Annotated in this window: 21 protein-coding genes; 14 read left to right on the top strand and 7 right to left on the bottom strand. The window is 64.7% G+C overall.

Translation table 11 applies throughout. The features are described from left to right. Positions 1-112 precede the first annotated feature (112 nt). On the top strand, positions 113-817 hold the full coding sequence (locus K8U54_RS05975) for an SIMPL domain-containing protein (protein ID WP_249909287.1): 705 nt from the start codon (positions 113-115) through the stop codon (positions 815-817). 205 nt (positions 818-1022) lie between these two features. Further along, a complete protein-coding gene (locus K8U54_RS05980) occupies positions 1023-2621 on the top strand; it encodes an ABC transporter substrate-binding protein (protein ID WP_249909288.1) in 1599 nt (532 codons plus the stop codon). A gap of 266 nt (positions 2622-2887) precedes the next feature. Here K8U54_RS05980 and K8U54_RS05985 read toward each other — a convergent pair whose 3' ends face one another. Continuing rightward, entirely contained in the window at positions 2888-4117 is a 1230-nt protein-coding gene (locus K8U54_RS05985) for a M24 family metallopeptidase (RefSeq protein ID WP_249909289.1), read from the bottom strand. A gap of 362 nt (positions 4118-4479) precedes the next feature. Here K8U54_RS05985 and K8U54_RS05990 point away from each other — a divergent pair, with 362 nt between their 5' ends. The 8 genes from K8U54_RS05990 to K8U54_RS06025 all read left to right on the top strand — a co-directional run bounded on the left by K8U54_RS05990 (position 4480) and on the right by K8U54_RS06025 (position 12991). Beyond that, positions 4480-5046 (top strand): cupin domain-containing protein, encoded by a 567-nt coding sequence (locus K8U54_RS05990; RefSeq protein WP_249909290.1) that lies wholly within the window; start codon positions 4480-4482, stop codon positions 5044-5046. Positions 5047-5216: 170 nt separating this feature from the next. Then, the gene (locus K8U54_RS05995; protein ID WP_249909291.1) at positions 5217-6812 is read left to right on the top strand and encodes an ABC transporter substrate-binding protein; all 1596 of its coding nucleotides are present in this window, start codon (positions 5217-5219) and stop codon (positions 6810-6812) included. Between the two features lie 228 nt (positions 6813-7040). Continuing rightward, entirely contained in the window at positions 7041-8636 is a 1596-nt protein-coding gene (locus K8U54_RS06000; protein WP_249909292.1) for an ABC transporter substrate-binding protein, read from the top strand. A gap of 69 nt (positions 8637-8705) precedes the next feature. Next, the gene (locus K8U54_RS06005; protein WP_249909293.1) at positions 8706-9716 is read left to right on the top strand and encodes an ABC transporter permease subunit; all 1011 of its coding nucleotides are present in this window, start codon (positions 8706-8708) and stop codon (positions 9714-9716) included. 151 nt (positions 9717-9867) lie between these two features. Then, a complete protein-coding gene (locus K8U54_RS06010) occupies positions 9868-10080 on the top strand; it encodes a hypothetical protein (RefSeq protein WP_249909294.1) in 213 nt (70 codons plus the stop codon). Further along, positions 10077-10985 carry an ABC transporter permease subunit gene (locus tag K8U54_RS06015; RefSeq protein WP_070884376.1) on the top strand — a complete coding sequence of 303 codons (909 nt, stop codon included), beginning with the start codon at positions 10077-10079 and terminating at the stop codon, positions 10983-10985. Before K8U54_RS06010 ends, K8U54_RS06015 begins: the two co-directional genes overlap by 4 nt. A 63-nt stretch (positions 10986-11048) precedes the next feature. Then, positions 11049-12023 (top strand): ABC transporter ATP-binding protein, encoded by a 975-nt coding sequence (locus K8U54_RS06020; protein ID WP_074881440.1) that lies wholly within the window; start codon positions 11049-11051, stop codon positions 12021-12023. Then, positions 12023-12991 (top strand): peptide ABC transporter ATP-binding protein, encoded by a 969-nt coding sequence (locus K8U54_RS06025; RefSeq protein WP_249909295.1) that lies wholly within the window; start codon positions 12023-12025, stop codon positions 12989-12991. Before K8U54_RS06020 ends, K8U54_RS06025 begins: the two co-directional genes overlap by 1 nt. 170 nt (positions 12992-13161) lie before the next feature. Here K8U54_RS06025 and K8U54_RS06030 read toward each other — a convergent pair whose 3' ends face one another. The 5 genes from K8U54_RS06030 to K8U54_RS06050 form a co-directional block, all read right to left on the bottom strand. Next, positions 13162-15681: a PepSY domain-containing protein gene (locus K8U54_RS06030; protein WP_249909296.1), complete on the bottom strand. Its 2520-nt coding sequence runs from the start codon at positions 15679-15681 to the stop codon at positions 13162-13164. Between the two features lie 241 nt (positions 15682-15922). Continuing rightward, positions 15923-16387 (bottom strand): hypothetical protein, encoded by a 465-nt coding sequence (locus K8U54_RS06035; protein ID WP_249909297.1) that lies wholly within the window; start codon positions 16385-16387, stop codon positions 15923-15925. Positions 16388-16570: 183 nt separating this feature from the next. Then, a complete protein-coding gene (gdhA, locus tag K8U54_RS06040; protein ID WP_249909298.1) occupies positions 16571-17905 on the bottom strand; it encodes an NADP-specific glutamate dehydrogenase in 1335 nt (444 codons plus the stop codon). A gap of 195 nt (positions 17906-18100) precedes the next feature. After that, entirely contained in the window at positions 18101-19699 is a 1599-nt protein-coding gene (rtcR, locus tag K8U54_RS06045) for an RNA repair transcriptional activator RtcR (protein ID WP_249909299.1), read from the bottom strand. 2 nt (positions 19700-19701) lie between these two features. Further along, on the bottom strand, positions 19702-20295 hold the full coding sequence (locus K8U54_RS06050) for a YiiX family permuted papain-like enzyme (RefSeq protein ID WP_249909300.1): 594 nt from the start codon (positions 20293-20295) through the stop codon (positions 19702-19704). 496 nt (positions 20296-20791) lie between these two features. Between K8U54_RS06050 and K8U54_RS06055 the strand changes: the two genes are divergently transcribed. From K8U54_RS06055 to rtcA, 4 genes are all read left to right on the top strand, one after another. Then, positions 20792-22018, top strand: a complete 1227-nt coding sequence (locus tag K8U54_RS06055) for an RtcB family protein (RefSeq protein ID WP_249910406.1) — start codon at positions 20792-20794, stop codon at positions 22016-22018. 9 nt (positions 22019-22027) lie between these two features. Continuing rightward, entirely contained in the window at positions 22028-22606 is a 579-nt protein-coding gene (locus tag K8U54_RS06060; RefSeq protein WP_249909301.1) for a hypothetical protein, read from the top strand. Positions 22607-22621: 15 nt separating this feature from the next. After that, the gene (locus K8U54_RS06065; protein WP_249909302.1) at positions 22622-23410 is read left to right on the top strand and encodes a nucleotidyltransferase domain-containing protein; all 789 of its coding nucleotides are present in this window, start codon (positions 22622-22624) and stop codon (positions 23408-23410) included. 134 nt (positions 23411-23544) lie between these two features. Continuing rightward, complete coding sequence (gene rtcA / locus K8U54_RS06070) at positions 23545-24570, top strand: RNA 3'-terminal phosphate cyclase (RefSeq protein ID WP_249909303.1); 1026 nt, start codon at positions 23545-23547, stop codon at positions 24568-24570. Between the two features lie 266 nt (positions 24571-24836). Here rtcA and ettA read toward each other — a convergent pair whose 3' ends face one another. After that, positions 24837-26501, bottom strand: a complete 1665-nt coding sequence (gene ettA, locus K8U54_RS06075) for an energy-dependent translational throttle protein EttA (RefSeq protein WP_070884387.1) — start codon at positions 26499-26501, stop codon at positions 24837-24839. Between the last annotated feature and the right edge of the window lie 193 nt (positions 26502-26694).

Raw genomic sequence — 26694 nt, forward strand, 5'->3', positions numbered from 1 at the left:
GTCAGAGGTGGGGTGAATTTTTTTCGATTCGCTTAACCCGAATACCCAGATCGCCTCGTCCAATCCCATGAACACGGTCTCCATCCGTGCCCGCTATCGATAAGGAATCGCCATGCTGCCACTGTCCCGCCTCGCCACCGCACTGGCTTTCAGCACCGCCGGCCTGCTCAGCATCGCCGCACACGCCGATGAGCCGCGCTACAACCAGATCTCCCTGAGCACCCAGGTCAGCCACGAGGTGGCCCACGACCTGATGCAGGTCACCCTGTACACCGAAGCCCAGCAGAAGGACCCCGCGGCGCTGGCCGCCGAGATCACCCGTACCCTGAATGCCGGCCTGACCCAGGCCCGCGGCGTGAAGGGCGTGACCGTTTCCCAGGGCAGCCGCAACAGCTACCCGGTGTACAGCGAGAAAGGCGAGGAAATCAACGCCTGGCGCGAGCGCGCCGAAATCCGCCTGGAAAGCGCCGACTTCGCTGCGCTGTCCAAGCTCACCGGCGAGATGCTGAAAACCCTGAAGATGGGCGGCATGAGCTTCAGCATCGCCGACGCCACGCGCAAGAAGGAAGAAGACGCGCTGATCAAGGACGCCGTAGCCGCCTTCAAGGAACGCGCCCAGCTGACCACCGAAGCCCTGGGCGGCAAGAGCTACAAGCTGGTCAGCCTGAACCTCAACAGCGGCGGCTTCGTGCGCCCGCCGATGCGCATGGAAGCCATGAAGGCCTCGGCGTTCTCCGACAGCGCAACGCCAGAAGTCGAGGCTGGCACCAGCCAGGTGACGATGAATGCCGATGGGGTGATCGAGGTGCAGCTGTAAGCAGCCTGCCGACACCACAAAAGAGGAGGCTGCGACCCTTGTCGCAGCCTCTTTTTGTTTTTACGGACTGCTCCAAGGTTTTCGGCACAGGCCGTGCATAGCCTCAAACAAGGTCTAGGCTCAAGGCAGGCTCGTCACCATCCGACACGCCCCGCTTTGCCGCAGCAGACCCCTCAGGAAAAATCACAATAGACATGAGGTAACCATGCACAAGAACGCCTTTATCCAGGCTTTTGTCGTCGCCGGCCTGATTGCCAGCGCCCCCTTCGCACAGGCCGCCGGCAATCTGGTGTACTGCTCCGAAGGCAGCCCAGCGGGCTTCGACCCCGGGCTCTACACCACCGGTACCGACTTCGATGCGGGCGCCGAAACGGTCTTCAACCGCCTCTCGCAATTCGAGCGTGGCGGCACCTCGGTGATCCCCGGCCTGGCCAAGAAATGGGACATCAGCGACGACGGCCTGACCTACACCTTCCACCTGCGCGAAGGGGTCAAGTTCCACACCACCGATTACTTCAAGCCGAGCCGCGAATTCAACGCCGACGACGTGCTGTTCACCTTCAACCGCATGCTCAACAAGGACGACCCGTTCCGCAAGGCGTACCCCACCGAGTTCCCGTACTTCACCGACATGGGCATGGACAAGAACATCGCCAAGATCGACAAGGTCGACGAGCACACCGTGCGCTTCACCCTCAACACGGTCGACGCCGCCTTCATCCAGAACATGGCCATGAGCTTCGCCTCGATCCACTCCGCCGAATACGCCGCCCAGCTGCTCAAGGCCGGCAAGGCCTCGGACATCAACCAGAAGCCCATCGGCACCGGCCCGTTCGTGTTCAGCCGTTACCAGAAGGACGCGCAGATCCGCTACAAGGGCAACAAGGAATACTGGAACCCGGATGACGTGAAGATCGACAACCTGATCTTCGCCATCAACACCGACCCCTCGGTACGCATGCAGAAACTGCGCGCCGGCGAATGCCACGTCAGCGTGTTCCCGCGCCCGGCGGACCTGGAAACCCTGAAGAAGGATCCCAAGCTGCAGATGCCCGAGCAGGCCGGCTTCAACGTCGGTTACCTGGCCTACAACACCGAGCACAAACCGTTCGACCAGCTCGAAGTGCGCCAGGCCATGGACATGGCGGTCAACAAGCAGGCGATCATCAACGCCGTGTACCAGGGCGCCGGCCAGGTGGCCGTGAACGGCATGCCGCCGACCCAGTGGTCCTATGACGACACCATCAAGGACACCCCCTACAACCCGGAAAAGGCCAAGGAACTGCTCAAGGCCGCCGGCGTGAAGGAAGGTACCGAGATCACCCTGTGGGCCATGCCGGTGCAGCGTCCCTACAACCCTAACGCCAAGCTGATGGCCGAGATGCTGCAGGCCGACTGGGCGAAGATCGGCATCAAGGCGCGCATCGTCAGCTACGAATGGGGCGAGTACAACAAGCGCGCCAAGGCCGGCGAGCACGATGCCCTGCTGATCGGCTGGACCGGCGACAACGGTGACCCCGACAACTGGCTGAGCGTGCTGTACGGTTGCGACGCCATTGGCGGCAACAACTACAGCCGCCTGTGCAACAAGGAGTTCGACGCGCTGCTGAAGAAGGCCAAGGCGATCAACGACCGCGAAGAGCGCACCGTGCTCTACAAGCAGGCCCAGCAGTTGCTCAAGGCCGACGTGCAGAACACGCCGATCGCCCACTCCACGGTGTACCAGCCGATGAGCACCCGGGTGAAGGACTTCAAGATCAGCCCGTTCGGCATCAACTCCTTCTATGGTGTGAGCATCGAGTAACTTAACCCCTGAATGAAAACGCCCGGCCAATTGGCCGGGCGTTTTCGTTTCCAAGAGCCTGTTCACGATCGTGCGGATCGACTTCAGCGCGTTGCCTGCAAAGTGGCGCAAGTGGCCTTTCGTAGGGTGGACGACGCTTTACCCGTCCACCGCTCTGCGATCGCAATGGTGGACAAAAAGAGCGTTGTCCACCCTACGCTGGGAGCGGCCGCTTCTCCTTGTAGCAGTCTCTTTATGTTGCCTAAAAGATCGACTCCAGGGGCGGCTCAGGCATTCAACCCGAACGGGTCGTCCACCGAATGGCTGGGCTGGGTAAACCAGCGCGGGCCTTCGGCGGTCATGTAGAAGTGATCTTCCAGGCGGATGCCGAACTCGCCCGGCACGCAGATCATCGGCTCGTTGCTGAAGCACATGCCCTCGGCCAGCGGCGTGTCGTCGCCGCCGACCAGATACGGGCCTTCGTGGATGTCCAGGCCGATGCCATGGCCGGTGCGGTGCGGCAGGCCCGGCAATCGGTAGGCAGGCCCCAGGCCCGCGGCTTCCAGGCTGCGCCGTGCGGCGGCATCGACACTGGCGCAGGGCGCGCCAAGCACGGCAGCATCGAAGGCGGCCTGCTGGGCAGCCTTCTCCTTGTTCCAGTACTCGCGCTGGCGCTCGCTCGGCGTGCCAAAGACGTAGCTGCGGGTGATGTCCGACAGGTAGCTGTGCACCTGGCAGCCGGTATCGATCAGCACCATGTCGCCGTCCTTCAGGGTCTGCGCATGCTTGACGCCGTGGGGGAAGGCGCTGGCCGGGCCGAACAGCACGATACAGAAGATCGACCCCGGCGCGCCGACCTTGCGGTGCGCCTGGCGGATGAATTCGGCCACCTCGGTAGTGGTGATGCCTTCATGGAGAATGCTCGCCGCTGCCTTGTGCACTTCCAGGGTCATGTCCTTGGCGCGTTGCATCAGGGCGATTTCGGCCGCCGATTTACGCTGCCGGCAGGTGGTGGTGATCACCCCGGCATCGACGAAACGGTAACCGCCGGTCAGCTTGCGAAGGCCCTCGAACATGAAAAAAGGCAAGGAAGAACAAAGACCTACCTGAGGCGGCGCACCATCATTGGGCGTCACACCGAGGCGGCGCAGGCAGCGCAGCAGCAGCGCATAAGGGCTCTCGTGCTCTTCCCAGGTATTGATGGCGCCAGGTACCACCTGGAAGTCGCGCACCGTGCCCTCCTCGAAGGCCGGCGCCAGGTATTCCACGGCGCCACTGGCCGGCAGGATGGCGCCGACCATGCGCTCGCTGGGGTTCCACTTGACCCCGGTGAAGTACTGCAGGTTGCTGCCCGCGGCGACGAACAGTGCCGTGATGCCCTGTTCGCGCATCAGTGCCTGGGCCCGTTCGATACGCGCCTGATACTCCGCCTCGCCGATCGGCTGCGCGCCGGCGGTCATGTCCTGCAGGCGCGCCAAGGCCTGCTCCGGCGTGCTACCGCCCACTCCCAGTGTCATCTGCACATCCTCGTCTGGCGACGGCAACGGATATCGCTGCCGGGTCACTACTGGGCACCTCTAAAAACTATCTGCGTTGTCAGCGCGGCGTTAAAAACAGGCTCGGATGCGAGTCCAATCAAAATGCTCATTTACAACACGTAAAGTCGAGCGCGACCCCGGTCGCTTTTTCGCCTGTTTTTGCCTTGCGCTGACTGCCTCGCCAACGTTTTTAGAGGTGCCCTACTGCGGCAAAATTTAAGTGCAACTTAAATTACCGTCAAAACTTTTTTCAGTGACACTTAAAAAAGGCCACAATCTTCCGGCTGAAGTCCCTACCCTCCATCGGTATACTGCGCCTATTCGAACAGCGAACCTTTCCCATGACCGCAGATCGCATTGGCGAACGCCTGCGCCGCTACCGGCGGGCCGCCGGCAAGACCCTCAACCAGGTGGCCGCCGACGCCGGCCTGACGGCCAGCTTCCTGTCCCAGGCCGAGCGCAACCTCACCGGTGTGTCGATCTCGTCCCTGGCGAGCATCGCCAAATCCCTCGACGTGCCGCTCAACGCGCTGTTCGATCAACCCGCCCAGGCCCAGCCCGACTCCCACGTCGACCAGCGGGTGCGCTACACCGTCGGGGGCCAGCTGCTGGCCTACGAGCGGCTGTCCAGCTCGTTTCCCGGCAATTCGATCAATGCCGTGAAGATGAACATTCCGGTGGGCTACGAATCGGAACTGATCGCCCATGAGGGCGTGGAGTTCTCCTACGTGCTGGCCGGGCACATCGTCTACACCATCGAGGGCCGCGACTATCCGCTGGGCCCCGGCGACTCGGTGCATTTCGATGCCGGCAAGCTGCACCGGCTGGTCAACGCTGCCGATGAGCCCGCCGAAGTGCTGACCATGACCACCATGGCGTTGTTTGGCGATCAACCCACTACCGAGTGATTTGCGCCCCAATTCAGGGCAAATATGCGCAATGTTAGTGCTGCTTAATTTTTGTTGACCGAAATTTCAGCATGACTTAATTTCGAGCCCGACCCGGTGGGCTATCCGCTTTCACCGCATTCCGAGCTCGCGCTGAACCCAGGCGCGAACAAAAAGAAAAAGAGGTTCGCATGCGCATGTCTCTCCTGTGCAAGGCTCTGCTCACCGCAGGTCTGCTCTCCAGTGTTTCGCTCGCCCAGGCCAGCAATCTGGTGTATTGCTCCGAAGGCAGCCCGGGTGGCTTCGATCCGGGCCAGTACACCACCGGCACCGACTTCGATGCGGCCTCGGAAACCATTTTCAACCGCCTGGCCGAATTCGAGCGCGGCGGCACCAAGGCCCAGCCGGGCCTGGCGACTTCCTGGGACATCAGCGAAGACGGCCTGACCTACACCTTCCACCTGCGTGAAGGGGTCAAGTTCCACACCACCGATTACTTCAAGCCGAGCCGCGAATTCAACGCCGACGACGTGCTGTTCACCTTCCAGCGCATGCTCGATCGCAACCACCCGTTCCGCAAGGCCTACCCCAGCGAGTTCCCGTACTTCACCGACATGGGCCTGGACAAGAACATCGCCAAGGTCGAGAAGACCGACGACCACACCGTGGTCTTCACCCTCAAGGAAGTCGACGCCGCCTTCGTGCAGAACCTGGCGATGAACTTTGCCGCCGTGCACTCGGCCGAGTACGCCGACCAGTTGCTCAAGGCCGGCAAGGCCGCGCAGATCAACCAGCAGCCCATCGGCACCGGCCCGTTCGTGTTCAGCCGCTACCAGAAGGACGCGGCGATTCGCTACAAGGGCAACAAGGAGTACTGGAAGCCGGGTGACGTGAAGATCGACAACCTGATCTTCTCGATCAACACCGACGCCTCGGTACGTGCCCAGAAGCTGCGCGCCGGCGAGTGCCAGATCACCCTCAATCCGCGCCCGGCCGACCTCAAGGGCCTGCAGGCGGACAACAACCTCAACGTGCCGACCGCCCCGGGCTACAACCTGGGCTACATCGCCTACAACGTGACCCGTGCACCGTTCGACAAGCTCGAAGTGCGCCAGGCGCTGGACATGGCGGTGAACAAGCAGGCGATCATCGACGCCGTCTACCAGGGCGCCGGCCAGCTGGCCGTCAACGGCATGCCGCCGACCCAGTGGTCCTACGACGAGTCGATCAAGGACGCCGCCTACAACCCTGAAAAAGCCAAGGAGCTGCTCAAGGCTGCCGGCGTCAAGGAAGGCACCGAGATCACCCTGTGGGCCATGCCCGTGCAGCGTCCGTACAACCCCAACGCCCGCCTGATGGCCGAGATGCTCCAGGCCGACTGGGCCAAGGTCGGCGTCAAGGCACGCATCGTCAGCTACGAGTGGGGCGAGTACATCAAGCGTGCCCACGCCGGCGAACACGACGCCATGCTGATCGGCTGGACTGGCGACAATGGTGACCCCGACAACTGGCTCGGCACCCTGTACGGCTGCGCCTCGGTGGACGGCAACAACTTCTCCAAGTGGTGCAACGCCGAGTACGACAAGCTGGTGGTGGCCGCCAAGCGCGTGACCGACCAGAACGAGCGCAGCGAGCTGTACAAGCAGGCTCAGGTGGTGCTCAAGCGCGAAGTGCCGATCACCCCGATCGCCCACTCCACCGTCTACCAGCCGATGCGCGCCAGCGTGAAGGGCTTCCAGATCAGCCCGTTCGGGCGTAACAGCTTCATCGGTGTCAGCAACGACTGATGGGCGCACCGGCCGTTTCGCGGATCCCCCGCGGGGCGGCCAGCCGGCCGATGAACATGAAGCGGGCCTGGGGGCATGGCGTGAAGCCGTCCACTTCGCCCCCTCGTACCTGTCCACTGGCTGCGCGCCGCCTACCGACAGTGCGCCCGACATTCTCTGAACGACGGCTCGCGGCCTGCCTCTTGCAGGCCGTACGTCTATGCTGACCTGATTCGCGGGGGATATCCGATGAAGACACTACCGCTACGTGCAGCGCTGGCCGCCCTGGTTTTCGGCGCCGCCGGCAACCTCGCAGCCAAGCCGCTGGTGGTGTGTACCGAAGCGAGCCCCGAGGGCTTCGACATCGTTCAGTACACCACCGCGGTGACGGCCGATGCCTCGGCCGAGACGGTATTCAACCGCCTGGTCGACTTCAAGGCCGGCACCACGGACATCCAGCCGGCCCTGGCCGAGCGCTGGGCGGTCAGTGACGACGGCCTGACCTACACCTTCCACCTGCGCCAGGGAGTGAAATTCCACACCACCGACTACTTCACGCCGAGCCGCGACTTCAATGCCGACGACGTGCTGTGGAGCCTCAATCGGCAGCTCGACCCCAAGCACCCCTGGCACGCCAAGGCCAGCGTGGGCTATCCCTATTTCGAGAGCATGGCGTTCCGCCAGTTGCTCAAGTCGGTGACCAAGACCGACGACCACACCGTGGTCATCACCCTGAACCGCCCGGAGGCGCCCTTCCTGCGTGACCTGGCCATGGCCTTCACCTCGATCTACTCCGCCGAGTATGGCGATCAGTTGCTCGCGGCCGGCAAGACCGCCGAGCTCAACAGCAAGCCGATCGGTACCGGGCCCTTCGTCTTTCAGCGTTACAACAAGGATGCCCAGGTTCGCTACAAGGCCAACCCCGACTACTTCCGTGGCAAGCCGCCCAGCGACCCGCTGATCTTCGCCATCACCACCGACAACAACACGCGCCTGCAGAAACTGCGCGCCAACGAATGCCAGGTGGCGCTGTATCCCAAGCCCGACGACGTGCCGGCGATCAAGGCCGACGCCAACCTCAAGGTCGACGAGATCGAAGCCATCGTCACCGGCTACATTGCCATGAACACCGAGCACAGGTACCTGAGCGACGTGCGCGTGCGCCAGGCGATCAACCTCGCCTTCGACCGCCAGCGCCATGTCGAGCAACTGTTCGGCAAGGGCAACGCGCTGGTAGCGGTCAACCCGTACCCGCCGACCCTGATCGGCTACAACGACGACAATCGCAACCCGCCCCGCGACCTCGACAAGGCCCGCGCCCTGCTCAAGGAAGCCGGCGTGGCGGAAGGCACCGTGATCACCCTGTTCACCCGCAGCGGCGGCGGCCAGACCAACCCCAACCCGCGCCTGTCGGCAGAGATGCTTCAGGCCGACCTTGCCGAGGTCGGCCTCAAGGTCGATATCCGCGTGATGGAATGGGGCGAGATGCTGCGCCGTGCCAAGAAGGGCGAAGGCGATCTGGTCTCCTCCGGCTGGGCCGGCGACAACGGCGACCCGGACAATTTCCTGACCCCGCTGCTCAGCTGCGATGCGGCGAAAAACGGCGAGAACTATGCGCGTTGGTGCAACCCTAAGTTCCAGGACCTGATCACCCAGGCCCGCGGCGTGACCGACAACGATCAACGTGCCGGCCTTTACCGCCAGGCTCTGGAGATCTACGCCGAGGATCAACCCTGGATCAACGTGGCCCACCCGAAACTGTTCACCGCCATGCGCAAGAACGTCGAGGGCTATCACATCAGCCCACTGACCAATAACAACTTCGCCACCACCCAGGTGAAGTAGATAAAAACACACCGCCGGCGGTACACACGCCGGCGGGCTGCCTGACCGGCCAATGAGGTACCTCCCACGATGTTGAGTTTTATTGCCCGGCGCCTGGGCCTGCTGATCCCCACGTTCTTCGGGGTTACGCTGCTGACCTTCGCGCTCATCCGCATGATCCCCGGCGACCCCGTGGAAGTGATGATGGGCGAGCGGCGCGTCGACCCGCAGATGCACGCCGAAGCCATGGAGCGTCTGGGTCTGAACAAGCCCCTGTACGCCCAGTATTTCGATTACATCGGCCAGCTGGCCCAGGGCGACCTGGGTGAATCGCTGCGTACCCGCACCCCGGTGTGGACCGAGTTCACCACCCTGTTCCCTGCCACCCTGGAGCTGACCCTGGCCGCGCTGCTGTTTTCCGGCACGCTGGGGCTGATCGCCGGGGTGATCGCCGCGCTCAAGCGGGGCTCGCTGTTCGATCACGGGGTGATGGGCATCTCCCTGACCGGCTATTCGATGCCGATCTTCTGGTGGGGCCTGCTGCTGATCATGTTCTTCTCGGTATGGCTGGGCTGGACGCCGGTATCCGGGCGCATCGACCTGCTCTACGACATCCAGCCGGTGACCGGCTTCATGCTGATCGACACCCTGCTGTCCGACGAGGAAGGCGCCTTCGTCAACGCCCTGCGCCACCTGATCCTGCCGGCCATCGTGCTCGGCACCATTCCGCTGGCGGTGATCGCCCGCATGACCCGCTCGGCGATGCTCGAAGTGCTGCGTGAAGACTACGTGCGCACCGCCCGCGCCAAGGGCCTGTCGCCGACCCGCGTGGTATTCGTGCATGGCCTGCGCAATGCGCTGATTCCGGTGCTCACGGTGTTCGGCCTGCAGGTCGGCACGCTGCTCGCTGGCGCGGTACTGACCGAGACCATCTTTTCCTGGCCGGGCATCGGCAAGTGGCTGATCGAGTCGATCGGTGCCCGCGACTACCCGGTGGTACAGAACGGCATCCTGCTGATCGCCTGCCTGGTGATCCTGGTCAACTTCGTGGTCGACATCCTCTATGGATTGGTGAACCCACGTATTCGCCACCAGCGCTGAGAACCGGCCATGACCTGCTGCGCGTCGGCGATGCCGCGTCAAAATCCCTCTCGAGATGCTCATTGGCTACAGCCAACTCCGCTCTCTCGACGAATTTTTCCTTGCCTCGCGCTAGCTCGCGAGGCCATGAACCGATTCTCCGGAGTCATGAATGGCAACTGATATCAACACAACCGTAGGGTGGATGACGCTTTTCTCATCCACCATGACCGCGCCGCGGGGGACGGATAAAGCGTCGTCCACCCCACAAACTACTTCCGTAGCCTGGGTTGAGCAGCGCGATACCCAGATCGCTCTTTCCCGGGTGTCGCTGCGCTCGACCCGGGCTACGCCAAAATCAGATATCCATGAGGTGCGAGCATGACCTCGACCACTACCACGCCGCTCGACCAGAGCCTGGTCTACCCCTCGCCGCTAAAGGAATTCTGGCGCGCGTTCAGTCACAACAAGGGCGCCGTCGCCGGCCTCGGCTTCATGCTGCTGATGGTGTTCTGCGCACTGTTCGCGCCGTGGATCGCGCCCTACTCGCCCAGCGAGCAGTTCCGTGATGCCCTGCTGACCCCGCCGGTATGGCTGGATGGCGGCCAGTGGCGCTTTATCCTCGGTACCGACGAAGTCGGCCGTGACCTGCTGTCACGCCTGATCCACGGTGCGCGCCTGTCGCTGCTGATCGGCCTGGCCTCGGTGGTCATCTCGCTGATTCCCGGCCTGCTGCTGGGCCTGGTGGCGGGGTTCTTCCCGCGCCTGATGGGCCCGTCGATCATGCGCCTGATGGACATCATGCTGGCCCTGCCCTCGCTGCTGCTGGCGGTGGCCATCGTCGCCATCCTCGGCCCGGGCCTGATCAACACCGTGATCGCCATCGCCATCGTGTCGCTGCCCTCCTACGTGCGCCTGACCCGCGCCGCGGTGATGGGCGAGCTGAACCGCGACTACGTCACCGCCGCCCGCCTGGCCGGCGCCAGCCTGCCGCGGCTGATGTTCATCACCGTACTACCCAACTGCATGGCGCCGCTGATCGTGCAGGCGACCCTGAGCTTTTCCTCGGCGATCCTCGACGCCGCCGCCCTGGGCTTCCTCGGCCTGGGCGTACAACCGCCAACCCCCGAGTGGGGCACCATGCTGGCCTCGGCACGCGACTACATCGAACGTGCCTGGTGGGTGGTGACCCTGCCTGGGCTCGCCATCCTGCTCAGCGTGCTGGCGATCAACCTGATGGGCGACGGCCTGCGCGATGCGCTGGACCCGAAACTCAAGAACGCGATCTGAGGAGGCCGCCATGAACCTGTTCCGCACCACGGCCGCCCCCTGCCATTCGATGGAGGCCGCCCGATGAGCCTGCTGGAAATAGACAACCTGAGCGTGCGCTTCGGCGACGCCAACGCCGTGCCGGTGGTCGATGGCCTCGACCTGAAGGTCGACAAGGGCGAAGTGCTGGCCATCGTCGGCGAGTCCGGCTCCGGCAAATCGGTGACCATGATGGCGCTGATGGGCCTGATCGACGCCCCGGGTATTGTCCGTGCCGACCGCCTGGTCTTCGACGGCACCGACATGCTCAAGCTCAAGGGCCGCCAGCGTCGCCACATCGTCGGCAAGGACCTGTCGATGATCTTCCAGGACCCGATGACCGCCCTGAACCCCAGTTTCACCGTCGGTTTCCAGATCGAGGAAGTGCTGCGCCAGCACCTGGGTCTCAAGGGCAAGGCCGCGCGCCAGCGCGCCCTGCAACTGCTCGAGCGCGTCGAGATCCCGGGCGCGGCGAGCCGCCTTGAGGCCTTCCCGCACCAGCTCTCCGGTGGCATGAGCCAGCGCGTGGCCATCGCCATGGCGATTGCCGCCGAGCCCAAGCTGCTGATCGCCGACGAGCCGACCACCGCCCTGGACGTGACCATCCAGGCGCAGATCATGGAACTGCTGCTCGACCTGCAGCGCGAGCAGAACATGGGCCTGGTGCTGATCACCCACGACCTGGCCGTGGTCGCCGAGACCGCCAACCGGGTCTGCGTGATGTATGCAGGGCAAGCGGTGGAGCTGGGCCAGGTGCCGGCGCTGTTCGACGCGCCGACCCACCCCTACACCGAAGCGCTGATCAAGGCGATTCCCGAGCACAGCCTGGGTGCCACGCGCCTGTCGACCCTGCCCGGCATCGTCCCCGGCCGCTATGACCGGCCCCACGGCTGCCTGCTGTCGCCGCGCTGCCCCTACGTGCAGCCCAAGTGCCGCGAGCAACGCCCGGCCCTGGAACCCCACGAGCGCGGCGCGGTGCGCTGCTATTTCCCGCTCAATCTGAATGCCGAGGTGGCGTGATGACGACTGTCCTGACCGCACGCCAACTGACGCGCCACTACGCCGTGTCCCAGGGGCTGTTCAAGCCCAGCGCCACGGTGCAGGCGCTCAATGGTGTGTCCTTCGAATTACAGGCCGGCAAGACCCTGGCCGTGGTCGGCGAATCCGGCTGCGGTAAATCCACCCTGGCGCGTGCGCTGACGCTGATCGAAGAGCCCTCATCGGGCTCGCTGCAGATCGCCGGCCAGGAAGTGAACGGCGCCAGCGCGCAGACCCGCAAGCAATTGCGCCGCGACGTGCAGATGGTGTTCCAGAACCCCTACGCCTCGCTCAACCCGCGGCAGAAGATCGGCGACCAGCTGGCCGAGCCACTGCTGATCAACACCAGCCTGTCGCGCGCCGAACGCCGCGAAAAGGTACAGGCGATGATGAACCAGGTCGGCCTGCGCCCCGAGCATTACCAGCGCTACCCGCACATGTTCTCCGGCGGCCAGCGCCAGCGCATCGCCCTGGCCCGCGCCATGATGCTCACCCCCAAGGTGCTGGTGGCCGACGAGCCGACCTCGGCGCTGGACGTGTCGATCCAGGCCCAGGTGCTCAATCTGTTCATGGACCTGCAGGAAGAGTTCAGTACCGGCTACGTGTTCATCTCCCACAACCTGTCGGTGGTGCGCCACGTGGCCGACGACGTGCTGGTGATGTACCTCGGCCGCCCGGCGGAGATTGGCCCCAGCGAGCGGCTGTACGAGCGCCCGCTGCACCCCTACACCAAGGCGCTGCTGTCGGCCACGCCGACCATCCATCCGGACCCGAGCAAGCCGAAGATCAAGATCGCCGGCGAGCTGCCCAACCCGCTCAACCCGCCATCGGGCTGCCCCTTCCACAAACGCTGCCCCTACGCCACCGAGCGCTGCCAGACCGAGCTGCCGCTGCTGCGCCCGCTCGATGGCCGTGAAGTGGCCTGCCACCACGCCGAGCAGTTTCTCTGACCGCCCGCCGGGCGCAGCTCAAGCTGCGCTCGGCAACTCAGGCAGCCCGAGTGACGAATCCAGCAGCGGATCGGAAGGTCAGCTGTATTGTGGGAGCGGGCCATGTCCGCGAACTCGGCCGCATAGACCACACAAATCTTTGCACCTGCTCATAAATCCAGTGCAAGCCCTCAGTACACATCCCGCCGATAACGCCCCTGCTCCACCAGCCCCTCGACAACGGCGTCCCCCAGCACCTCGCGCAACACCTGATCCACCCCCGCTGCCATCCCCTGCAGACTGCCGCATACATAAACCGCGGCCCCCTCGGCAATCCACCCCCGCAGCTCATCCGCCGCCTCGCGCAAGCGATCCTGCACATAGAGGCGCTGCGCCTGGTCGCGGGAAAAGGCCAGATCCAGTCGCTCCAACCGGCCGCCGGTGAGCCAGGCCTGCAGCTCGTCCCGGCAGTAGAAATCGTGCTCGGCATTGCGCTCGCCGAACAACAGCCAATTGCGCATATGCCCGGCAGCGATGCGCGCCTTGAGCAGGCTGCGCAGGCCGGCGAGCCCGGTGCCATTGCCGATCAGGATCAGCGGCCGATCATCCTCAGGAGCATGGAAACCACTGTTACGGCGTACCCGCGCCAGCAGTTGCTCGCCAAGCGGCAGGTGCTCGGTCAGCCAGCCGGAACCGGCACCCAGCTCGCCATTGCTTAGGTGCTGCTGCCGCACGATCAGCTCCAGCAGGCCGTCTTCGGGCAGCGAGGCGATCGAGTATTCGCGGCTGGGTAATGGCACCAGCGCCTCGAGCAGCGCCTGGGCATGCAGGCCGACCAGGTGACTGGTGCTGTACGGCAGTTGGCGGGCGGCCAGCGCCTCGCCGAGTGTATGGCCGAGCGGCTCGATGACGACGGACTCCAGCGCCTGCAGGCCATGGGCATGCAACCAGCGCTGCACCTGTGCTTTGCCGTTGCGCGGGAGGATCTCCAGGATATCGCCCGCCTGCCACAGCGCACCGGCCGGTGGCTGCAGGCCGACCAGCCAGGTGCCCGCGCCCTGGCTGCCCGGGTTGAGGCGCGCGCGTGTACGCAGCACCCAGCCGTCGAACGCCACCGGCTGCGCGGCCAGTGGCTGCACGCCGGTCAGCTCGGCCAGTTGCCGCTGCCAATGCTGCAGCGCCTGCTGATCGTCGCCATCGACCTCGATACGCTCACCCAGGCGCTGGGCGCCGCGGCTGGTCAGCCAGTCGTCGAGGCGCCGGGCGAAGCCGCAGAACTGCGTGTACCGGCGATCGCCCAGGGCCAGCACCGCGTAACGCAGGCCGGGCAGATCCAGGGTCGCCGCCAGCCATTGGCGCTCGACCCCGCGCGCGCTGTCCGGCGCCTCACCATCGCCAAAGGTGCTGAGCACCAGCAGCGCCCGGGGCGTGGCGCTGAGCCTGGTGGTGTCGATACGCGCCAGCGGCTGCACTTCCACCGCCATGCCGGCGGCCTGCAACTGTCCGGCGGTTTGCCAGGCCAGCTGTTCGGCAAAGCCGCTCTGGCTGGCGAACCCCACCAGCCAGGACTCACCGCCTTCGCCACCATCGAGCGCCTGACGGGCGGCCAGCGCCGCGCGCTTCCTGCGGCGTCGGTCCAGGTACAGCAGCAGGCCGGTGACGAAGAACAACGGCATCAGCAGGCTGGCGACCATCATCAGGATGCGCCCGGTCATGCCGAAGTACTCGCCGGTGTGCAGGGCATAGACGCTGGCCAGCAGCCGCGCCTTGAACGACTTGTCGGCGTAGCGCTCAACCTGCCTGGCCTCGCCAGTGAGCGGGTCGAGCTGCATCTGGTTGAAGGCGCGCGCGTGTTCGGCATCGCGCAATATGAAGAACACCCGCGCCGGCTCGCCGGCGGCATTGGGCAGTTGCAGGCTGTAGGCGCTGAGCCTGTCGCCCGCCGTGCGCTGGATGCCCTGCCAGAGGTTGGTGTAGTCCACCGCCGGCATGGGCTGGCCTGCTACCGGCGGGCTGCGCCGGCCGCGGCCTTCACCGGCCGCCCGCGGCGCATCGCTGAGCAGGCCTTCCAGCCCGCTGCGATACCAGTCATAGGACCAGTACAGGCCGGTCAGCGCCGCGCACAGATACAGCGGCAGGCACCAGGTGCCGACCACCGAATGCAGATCCCAATTGAACGCGCGGCCCTTCTTGGCCCAGTCGAAGGTCAGCCAGGCGCGCCAGCTCCACACCTGGCGCGGCCAGCGCAGGTACAGCCCGGACAGGCAGAAGAACACCAGGGCGATGGTGCAGGCGCCGGTGATCTGCCGGCCGCTCTGGCCCATGGCGAGGAAGCGGTGCAGCTGCAGCATCAGGCCGAAGAACTGCAGGCCCCGCGGCTCGCCCAGGGACTCCCCCGTATAGGGGTCGACGAAGCGTATCCCGCCACGCCGTTCACCGGGCGGCGGGGTCAGGAACACCCGCGTCGGCTGGGCGCCCTTGGTATCCAGGTAGAAACCGGAAACACTGAGCCCCTGCGCCTGCAAGCGCTCGATCAGCTCGCCCGGCTCGAGCACGGGCCCCGGCTGGCTGAGCACCTGATGCGGATTGATCGCCTGCAGAATCTCGTCCTGGAAGCTGTACAGCGCGCCGGTCACGCCCATCAGGGCCAGCACCAGCCCGGCGCTGATGCCGAACAACCAGTGCAGTTGGAAGAGAACTTTCTTGAACACCGCAATCGACTCTCGGACTACCTGCTGCGAACGGGAGAACCAACTGCGCAGTGGCGCGTGCTTCGACCCTGCCGCCAGGCATGCGCCGCGCGTAGTGCGGGTGGCCTTGCAGGATGAGACGGGCACGGCAGAGCGAGCCGGTGGCGCGGGAGTCTATTCGATAACGATTGTCATGTACTAGTAGTTCGCATCTTTGTCCACGTAACGATGCGAAAGCGAACCAGCTGCGGCGGCGCTGCGCTCAACGCAACCGCCAGACCTCGAACGGCCTGGCCAGCACGAACAGGTCGCGGGCGACGCTTTCCGGGTACTGGTCGACCGGCGGCGCATCGGGCAGGCACAGCGCGGCGGCGTCAAGGGTCGACAGCGAGAACTCCAGTTCCACCCCGGCGGCCTGGAACAGCTGGCTCACCGCCTCGACTTCCGCTGCGCCACTGCAATTGACCCGGCGCCCGGCCAGGAAGGCATTGAGCTGGTCGCAGACCTTGCCAGCGGCCAGGCCGGTCGCTTCGGCTTCGAGCAGCGACAGGCCCAGGTGTTCCTCGCAGGTGGCGTCCAGCGCGACGGGGCTGGCAGCCGGCTTGACGATGGCGGACATGCTCGTGCCCGACACCGCGGCACCGATTTCGATGGGGAAAGGCCCCTGCACGCTCTGGTAGAAGCGAACGGCCATGGCGCCTTCGAGCATTCCTGGAATCTGTTTCATGACACGACTCTCGTTGTTCCGGTGATGTTCCAACACGCGCGGCGCCATCCTGCGCCACGACGGGAGGGCATTGTCGGCACCTTGTGTGTAAGCGTCGTGACAGTGAGAGGGTGTTGCCGACCAGCCGTCGGCAAGACGGCTGGTCGGCGGCGCAGCCGGATTGCCCGGCCGCGCGGGCGGCCGTCAGACCACGCCCTGGGCCAGCATGGCGTCGGCCACCTTGACGAAGCCGGCGATGTTGGCGCCCTTGACGTAGTTGATGCCGCCATTTTCCTCGCCGTGGCGCACGCAGGCGTTGTGGATGGACTGCATGATGCCGTGCAGCTTCTCGTCCACCTCGCCTTCGCTCCAGTGCAGGCGCATGGCGTTCTGCGACATCTCCAGGCCGCTGACCGCCACACCGCCGGCGTTGGAGGCCTTGCCCGGGGCGAACAGGGTGCCGTGCTCGACGAACAGGTCCACCGCGTCCAGGGTGGTCGGCATGTTGGCACCCTCGGCCACGCACACGCAGCCCTGGTCGAGCAGCGCCCGGGCGTCTTCCAGGTTCAGCTCGTTCTGGGTGGCGCAGGGCAGCGCGATATCGCAGCCCAGGCCCCAGGGGCGTTGATCGGCCTGGAAGCGCAGCGCGCCGCCGTCGAGTTCGCTCAGGCGGCCGCGCTGCTGGTTCTTCAGCGCCATCACGTCCTGCCAGTGCTGCTCGCTGAAGCCCTCTTCAGCGTACAAGGTGCCTGCGGAGTCGGAGAAGGAAATCACCTTGCCGCCCAGGTCCATGACCTTGCGTGCGGCGTATTGCGCCACGTTGCCGGAGCCGGAGATGGCCACGCGCTGGCCGTCGAAGGTGCGCCCGCGGGTCTTGAGCATTTCCTCGGCGAAGTACACGCAGCCATAGCCGGTGGCTTCCGGGCGGATCAGGCTGCCGCCGTAGGTCAGGCCCTTGCCGGTCAGCACCGAGGAGAACTCGTTGGCCAGGCGCTTGTACTGGCCGAACATATAGCCGATCTCGCGGCCACCGACACCGATGTCGCCGGCCGGTACGTCCAGGTTGGCGCCGATATGACGGTACAGCTCGGTCATGAACGACTGGCAGAAGCGCATCACCTCGGCGTCGCTCTTGCCCTTGGGGTCGAAGTCCGCGCCGCCCTTGCCGCCGCCCATGGGCAGCGAGGTCAGGGAGTTCTTCAGGGTCTGCTCGAAGGCCAGGAACTTGAGCACGCTGAGGTTCACCGAGGGGTGAAAACGCAGGCCGCCCTTGTACGGGCCGATGGCACTGTTCATCTGGATGCGGAAGCCACGGTTGACCTGCACACGCCCGGCGTCGTCGACCCACGGCACGCGGAACAGCACGGCACGCTCCGGCTCGACCAGGCGCTCGACGATGCCCGCCTCCAGGTAGCGAGGGTTGGCCTGCAGGAACGGCCACAAGCTGCGCAGCACTTCCTCCACCGCCTGGTGGAATTCAGGCTGGTGGGGATCGCGTTGTTTCAGGCGTTCGAGGAAATGGTCGACGGACATGCTCATGGCAGGCTCCCTGGCGTCTTGCTGCGCCGCGCAATGAAAAGTGGCGGGACTCTAGCAAGAACAGAGCGCCCTTAAAAAGGGCAAAATGACGCCTTTATGAAACTTTTTGGTGCTTTACTGTAAATAGACCCTCGGAAACAGGGCTTTCATCAGCCCACGCAACGCACCAAGTCAGCATCTTCTCGCACCAAAACGTCACTCGCGGCGCACGGACTGCCAGCTCAAGCCGAAGCGCGCCAGGTACTTGCGCAGGCGGTCGGCATCGTTGGCCTGCGCCTTGGCCTGACGACTGACATCGAACAGACGCCGGCCCGCCTCGGACAGGCTGCCCGCCTGCCGACAGATGCCGATCACCGCCTGCAGCTGCAGACGGTCGAACAGGTCGATATCACCGGCTGCCTCACCCAGCAGGCTCGACAGCCCATCCGGCACGAAACCCCAGGCGCGCCGCAGCCGCTCGATCTCCTCCTGCACCTGCGCTTCGTCGATACGCCCGCTGTCGGCCAGGGTCGCCATGCGGGTGATCGAGGCGGACAGCTCACGGAAGTTGCCCTGCCAGGCGGCCTCGCTGGAACTGGCGAAGGCCAGGTAGCGGCGCCGCGCCTCCAGGTTGAAGCGCACCATCCGCCCCTGCTCGCGGGCGTGGCGCTCCAACTCGAAATCGATGTTCGGCTCGATGTCCTCGCGGCGCCCGGCCAACCCCGGCAGCTCGAAAGTCCACAGGTTGATGCGCGCATACAGGTCTTCACGAAACAGCCCTTCGGCGACCCGTGCACGCAGGTCGCGGTGGGTACCGGCAATCAGCAGGAAGTCGCTGCTCACCTCCTTGTCCGCGCCCATGGGAAAGAAGCGCTTCTCCTCGATGGCCTTGAGCAGCATGGCCTGCTCGTCCAGGCCCAGCTCGCCGATCTCGTCGAGAAACAGCATGCCGCCATCGGCGGCGCGCAGCAGGCCATCGCGGGCGTTCTGGGCACCGGTGAAGGCGCCCTTGATATGCCCGAACAACGCCGACATGGCGCCGTCGCCGCGCAGGGTCGCGCAGTTGACCTCGACGAAGCGGCCATCGACCAGATGACGGCTGCGCTTGAGCTCGTAAACGCGGCGGGCCAGGAACGACTTGCCCGCACCGGTCGGGCCGATCAGCAGCATCGGCGCCGAGGAGCGGACGGCGACCCGCTCGATCTGCTCGATGGAACGGTTGAACGCCGCGTTGCGCGTGGCGATGCCGGACTTGAGAAACGCCAGCCCCTCCAGCCGCTCATGCTGGAAGCGCGTGGCGATACGGTCGTAGCGCGACAGGTCGAGGTCGATCAGCGCGTGGGTGCCGGTCACCGGCGCCTGCTCATCACGCTTGCGCGCCGGCGAGGTCTGCACCAGCCGCGCCGGCAGGTAGCGCGCCTCGGTGAGCAGGAACCAGCAGATCTGCGCCACATGGGTACCGGTGGTGATGTGCACCAGGTAGTCCTCGCGCTCGGTATCGAAGGCATAGCCGCTGGTGAAGTCATGCAGCGCGCCGTACACCTCCTCGAAATCCCAGGGATTGCGCAGGTGCAGCGGCTGCAGGCGCACTTCGGTCTCCGGGGAAATCTGCTCGATATCGGCACGAATGCGCTCGGCCAGGCTGATATCCCGTGCATCGACGCCATGGATCAGCTCCAAGCGATCGATCAGCAAGTCCGGCTGCTGGCACAGGCCGATGCTCGGCCGCCATTTGTTCCAGCGATTGGCGCCCTTGCCGACCCGATCCAGGGTGGCGCCGATAAAGCCGATGGCGACGGTACGCTTGCGGGTCATGTTCAGCGCTCCCGTACGGTGAACAGCAGCGGTGATTCGAACATCGCCAGCGGCGAGATCACCGGTTCATCCAGTGGCACCTTGTCGCCATAACGCTCACGCATCTTGACGCGCACCGCCGGCGCCGCCAGGTTGAAGTCACGCACCCGCTGCAAGGCGCCGATCTCCACGCCCAGTGCGCGCTGGTAAGCCTTCCAGACCAGTTCGGAGCAATACAGGCGGCTGTCCGACCACTCGAAGGTCAGATCATAACGGGCTCCGCTGAACCGTTCGGCCTCATGCTGCAGCTTGATCAGCCCCGCATCATCGATACCAGCATGCAGGCGTTTGACCACGTAATGACCACCCTCGCCCCGCGCCACCCATTGCGGCAAAGGCGTGTAGCGTACCGTGGCGCTGGCTTCGAACACCTGTAGCTGGCCGTCCTTGCGCAGCAGCATGCCCATATGGCTGTAGCGCGAGCCGGTGGCCAACTGCACGGCCAGGCTTTGCGAGGAGCGCGATTGATGGAAGATCAGGTCGCCTTCACGCAGCGACGGCTCGGCATGGGCAAAAGCCGCCCACAGCATGGCGAGCAGGACCGACAGAACACGCATGGCTCCTCCTTGAGGCGCTGTCTGATTTATCCAAAAAGATAAATAACGATATCAAAAAATATACATTTTCTTGAAGCTGTTCACCTTAGGCTGCCCGGGAGATGCCCGGATAAAATTTAAAATCCTTTAAATTCAATAACTTATAATTATTTTGAAACCTCGAATAAAAACCTGGCATAACCGCTGCAATTGCTCTGGTAACAACGGACAACACAGCGAGACGCCACGATGGCCAACTTCAACCTGTTCACGATTACGGCTGTAGCGCAATTGGTAGAGCAAATGTGCCCATCCACTCATCGCTGCACGGGGGCCTGCCCCTGCCTTTTTGATCGACCCGGCGAGCGCCGGTGGAACTACAGGACGTGAAGGTTGCGGGTTCGACTCCCGCCCCGGCGACGGGTAGCTCAACTGGATAGAGCAACGCATGTTCCACCAACGATTGTCGCCGCACTGCAAACGCTGGCACGGCCAGCCCGAATACGAGTGAATGATGATGCAAACCAAAACCTACAACCTGCTGGAAGTCGCCAACGGCAAGCCGATCAAACTGTGGACGCAAGGCGTTCCGGTCGAGGAAGACGCCAAGCAGCAGTTGATGAACACCGCGAAGATGCCCTTCATCTTCAAGCACCTGGCCGTGATGCCGGACGTGCACCTGGGCAAGGGTTCGACCATCGGCAGCGTGATCCCCACGGTCGGTGCGATCATCCCGGCAGCGGTCGGGGTGGATATCGGCTGCGGAATGATCGCTGCGCGCACCTCGCTGATGGCCCATGACCTGCCGGATAGCCTGGCCGGCCTGCGCGCCGCCATCGAGAAGGCGGTACCGCACGGGCGTAGCAATACCCGCGGCGGCCGAGACAAGGGCGCCTGGGAAAACGTGCCGGACATGACCGACCACGCCTGGTCGGCCTTGAGTGGTCGCTTCAAGGCAATCACCGACAAGTACCCGCGGCTGGAAAAGACCAACAACCGCAAGCACCTGGGAACCCTGGGGACCGGCAACCACTTCGTCGAGGTGTGCCTGGACGAGGCGAACCGGGTCTGGTTCATGTTGCACAGCGGATCGCGCGGTGTGGGTAACGCCATCGGCAACCTGTTCATCGAACTGGCCCAGGCCGATATGCGCCAGCACATCGCCAACCTGCCGGACCGCGACCTGGCCTATTTCGAAGAAGGCAGCCAGCACTTCGCCGACTACGTGGAAGCGGTGGGCTGGGCCCAGGACTTCGCCAAGCAGAACCGCGCGCTGATGATGCACGCGGTGATCGCGGCGGCCCGCGGGGTAATCGCCAAGCCGTTCGAGGTCGCGCTGGAAGCGGTGAATTGCCACCACAACTACGTGCAGAAGGAACGTCACTTCGGTGAAGAGGTGCTGGTAACCCGCAAAGGCGCGGTGTCGGCGAAGAAAGGCGAGCTGGGCATCATCCCCGGCTCCATGGGCGCCAAGAGTTTCATCGTGCGCGGCCTGGGTAACGAGGAGGCGTTCTGCTCCTGCAGCCATGGCGCCGGGCGCACCATGAGCAGAACCCGCGCCAAGAAGCTGTTCACCGTGGAAGACCAGATCAAGGCCACCGCCCACGTCGAATGCCGCAAGGACGCCGACGTCATCGACGAGATCCCGATGGCCTACAAAGATATCGACCAGGTCATGGACGCCCAGCGCGAGCTGGTGGAAGTGGTGCACACCCTGCGTCAGGTGGTGTGCGTTAAAGGATGAGGTGAGGCCATGCTGCAACCGATGCAAAGCCAGCGACTCGATGAACTGCGCACCCGCCTGGAGGAGGCTGGCTGCGTGTTCGATTTCGTGGTGACCACGCTCGACTCGACCGCCACGCCTGGCGAGGCGGAGCATCGCCAGGCGCTGGGGTTGCTGTTCGAGAGCATTCAGGAGCGCGCACGGATCTGGCAACAGAAGCTGATCGCCCAGGATGCCCGTTACGCGAAACATCGCTGGCCCGAACTGACTGCCGATCTGGCTCAGGCCCGTCCGCAGCCACTTAGCGCCGATGCCGTTCGGGAGCTGGCCAGCGAGGACGGTCTGCTGTGCCGCGCCTTCTGCGCCCCGCCCTACGGCACCCAGTTGCAGGCGGCGGACTTTCGCGAATGGTTACAGACGCTGCGGCTGTATCCAGACGAAGGCATGCAGGTGCTCGATTGGGTCGGCAATGCAGACGCCGAGCCACAGCGCAGCACCTGGAGCAGCTACTTCGACGACGGCAAGCAATGGTGGGGTATCTGGTGCCTCACCCTGTACAACCCGCGTCGCCGGACATTGTCCGCGCTGACCGCCAGCGCGACAGACTAGACAAGGATGGAAGACATGGACATGCAACAACGCCACCCCCTCAGCGACGCCATGCGCGCACGGGTGCTGGCTGAACTCGAGCGGGTCGAACGCGAGCGCAACGTCAAGGTGCTGTATGCCTGCGAGTCGGGCAGCCGCGCCTGGGGCTTCGCCTCGACGGACAGCGACAACGACGTGCGCTTCGTCTACGTGGAAAAGCCGGACTGGTTCGTCCAGGTCGATACGGGGCGCGATGTGATCGAGCGGCCGCTGGATGACGAGTTGGACGTCAGTGGCTGGGAGCTGCGCAAGACCCTGGGCCTGCTGCGCAAATCCAACCCGACGCTGCTGGAGTGGCTCGACTCGCCCCTGGTGTACCGCCAGGAAGATCAGGCCACGGCGCGCCTGCGCGAGCTGGCCGAGCACTTCTACAGTCCGCCGGCGGCGCGCAATCATTATCTGTCGATGGCCAGGAAAAATTTCCGTGGCTACCTGCAGGACGAGACGGTGCGCTTGAAGAAGTACTTCTACGTGCTGCGCCCGCTGCTCGCCGTGCTGTGGATCGACCAGGGCCGTGGCCGGCCGCCGATGACCTTCGCCGACCTGCTGCAGACGGTGGACGACCAGTCGTTACTGGCCGAAGTTGACCAACTGCTGGCCCTCAAGCGCAGCGCCGACGAGTCCGCCTATGGCCCGCGCCGCCCTGCCCTGCACGCCTTTATCGAGGCGCAGCTGGAACGGCCGGTGCCGGCGCTGCCACGCACCCAGGCGGACAGCGGCCTGCTCGACGATTACCTGCGTGAGATGGTCGGCCGTTACGCCTGAGCCGCATTCGTAGCCCGGGTCGAGCGAAGCGACACCTGGGCTACGAATGCGGGCCACAGTCAAGAGGGACGCGGAGCGCCCTGATGGACATTCCCACGCAGCGCGTGGGAACGATCACGATCAAAGGATTCACCATGAACAAGGACATTCTCGAACTGGACGGCGCCATCGGCGGCGGCCAAGTGCTGCGCACGGCGCTGAGCCTGTCGATGATCACCGGCACGCCGTTTCGCATCGTCAACATTCGCGCCAGGCGCAGCCGGCCGGGCCTGTTGCGCCAGCACCTGACCGCGGTACTGGCCGCGGCCGAAATCAGCGGCGCCGAAACCGAGGGCGCCGAGATGCATGCGACCACCCTGGTGTTTCGCCCCGGCACGATCCGTGGCGGCGAGTACCGCTTCGCCATTGGCTCGGCGGGTAGCTGCACCCTGGTGTTGCAGACCATTCTGCCGGCCCTGCTGCAGGCCGCCGAGCCGAGTCGCGTACAGATCAGCGGCGGCACCCACAACCCGGCCGCGCCGCCCTTCGACTTTCTCGACCGGGCCTGGCTACCGTTGCTGCGGCGCATGGGTGGGCAGATGGAGCTGCAACTGCACCGCCCCGGCTTCGTGCCTGCCGGTGGCGGCGCGCTGGAGGCATTCATCCAGCCCTCGCGGTTGACGCCCCTGCACCTGCCCGAGCGCGGCACCGTGATCGAGCAGCGTGCCGAGGTGCTGCTGGCCGGTATTCCCGGCCACGTCGGCGAACGCGAGCTGGCGCGGGTCGGCAAACGCCTGCAGTGGCCGGACGACCAGTTGCACTGCACCTGGCTGAATCAGGAACATGGCCCGGGCAATATCCTGATGCTGACGGTGGCCTGCGAGCACCTGACGGAACAGTTCTGTGCCTTTGGGCAGAGCAGCGTGCGGGCCGAAGCGGTCGCCGACCAAGCCATCGAGCCGCTGCAACGGTGGCTGGCCAGTGGCGCGGCAGTGGCCGAGCACCTGGCCGACCAGTTGCTGCTGCCGATGGCCCTGGCAGGCGGAGGCAGCTTCACCACCACGCACCTGAGCGAACACCTGCAGAGCAACATCCAGGTGATCGAAGCCTTCTGCCCGGTGGCCGTGCGCTGCACGCCCATGGGCAAGGGATTGCGGGTCGAGGTGGGTGGCAGGGCCTGAGACCTGATCGCGATCGTTGTGTACCAGCGAACGCGTATCTCATGAACCGGCGGCAATAAGGCAGAAGCGGCCTTTCGTAGGGTGGACGACGCTTCACCCGTCCACCACCTGAGGATCGCAATGGTGGATGAGAAAGGCGTCATCCACCCTACGGCCGCTTGCGCCCCTTCGCAGTCATCGAAATGCAAGCAATCCGAAAGCTCGCAAAGGAAAAAACAGCCATAAAAAAACGGAGCCCTGAGGCTCCGTTTTTTCTACAGCAGCGCTTACTGCGCCAGCTTCTTGTGCCGTACCCGGTGCGGCTGGGCGGCGGCGTCGCCGAGGCGCTTCTTGCGGTCGGCTTCGTACTCGGTGTAGTTGCCTTCGAAGAAGATCACGCCGTCGTCCTCGTAGGAGAGGATGTGGGTCGCCACGCGGTCCAGGAACCAGCGATCGTGAGAGATCACGATGGCGGCGCCGGGGAAGTCCAGCAGCGCGTCTTCCAGCGAACGCAGGGTTTCCACGTCGAGGTCGTTGGACGGTTCGTCGAGCAGCAGGACGTTGGCGCCCTCCTTCAGGGTCAGGGCCAGGTGCAGACGGCCACGCTCACCACCGGAGAGGTCCTTGACGAACTTCTGCTGGTCGGCGCCCTTGAAGTTGAAGCGGCCCACGTAACCCCGGGACGGGACTTCGTAGTTGCCGATCTTGATCATGTCCAGGCCATCGGACACCGCTTCCCAGACGGTCTTGCTGCCGTCCAGGTCCTCGCGGCTCTGGTCGACGCAGGCCAGCTGCACGGTTTCACCGATCTCGATGCTGCCCGAGTCCGGGGTTTCCTTGCCCATCAGCATGCGGAACAGGGTCGACTTACCGGCACCGTTACCGCCGATCACGCCGACGATGGCGCCCTTCGGCACGCTGAACGACAAATCTTCGACCAGTACGCGGTCGCCGTAGCCCTTGGTGACGTTCTTGAACTCGATGACCTTGTCGCCCAGGCGCGCGCCGGCCGGGATGTAGATCTCGTTGGTCTCGGCACGTTTCTGGAATTCCTGGGACTGCATTTCCTCGAAGCGCTGCAGACGCGCCTTGGACTTGGACTGGCGGGCCTTGGCGCCCTTGCGCACCCACTCCAGTTCTTCCTTCATGGCCTTCTCGTGGGCCGACTGCTGCTTGGACTCCTGGGCCAGGCGCGCCGACTTGGCCTCCAGCCAACCCGAGTAGTTGCCCTCGTACGGGATGCCCGCGCCGCGGTCGAGTTCGAGAATCCAGCCGGCGACGTTGTCGAGGAAGTAACGGTCGTGGGTGATGGCCACCACGGTACCGGGGAAGTCGTGCAGGAAGCGCTCCAGCCAGGCAACCGAGTCGGCGTCCAGGTGGTTGGTCGGCTCGTCGAGCAGCAGCATGTCGGGGGCCGACAGCAGCAGGCGGCACAGCGCCACGCGGCGCTTCTCGCCACCGGACAGGTGCTCGATCCTGGCATCCCAGGCCGGCAGGCGCAGGGCGTCGGCGGCGACTTCCAGCTGACGCTCCAGGTTGTGACCGTCGCTGGCCTGCAGGATGGCTTCGAGCTTGGCCTGCTCGGCGGCCAGCTTGTCGAAGTCGGCATCGGGCTCGGCGTAGGCGGCGTAGACCTCGTCCAGGCGCGCCTGGGCGTCCTTGACCACGCTGACCGCCTCTTCGACCACTTCACGCACGGTCTTGGCCGGATCCAGCTGCGGCTCCTGGGGCAGGTAGCCGACGTTGATGTCCGGCATCGGCCGGGCTTCACCGTCGAATTCCTTGTCCACGCCCGCCATGATGCGCAGCAGGGTCGATTTACCGGCACCGTTGAGGCCCAGCACACCGATCTTGGCGCCCGGGAAGAACGACAGGGAGATGTTCTTGAGGATCTCGCGCTTCGGCGGCACGACCTTGCTCAGCCGATGCATGGTGTAGACGTATTGAGCCAAAATTCAGACCTCACTAATAAATGGCGACGATGGCGCGCACCCTATGCCAAGACGCCGCCTCACGCAAACGGATAAATGCCGCGCCCGCAGGTGCGCCAGGCCATACCGCACGCCCGTACTTAACAGAGATGAGCTGCCCGGGTGAGGGTACAGCGCTGACCGGGCATTTTCGGCGATCTGCGCCAGACTAGGA

Origin of the sequence: Pseudomonas fulva (assembly GCF_023517795.1) — a bacterium.
Lineage (GTDB): Bacteria > Pseudomonadota > Gammaproteobacteria > Pseudomonadales > Pseudomonadaceae > Aquipseudomonas > Aquipseudomonas fulva_D.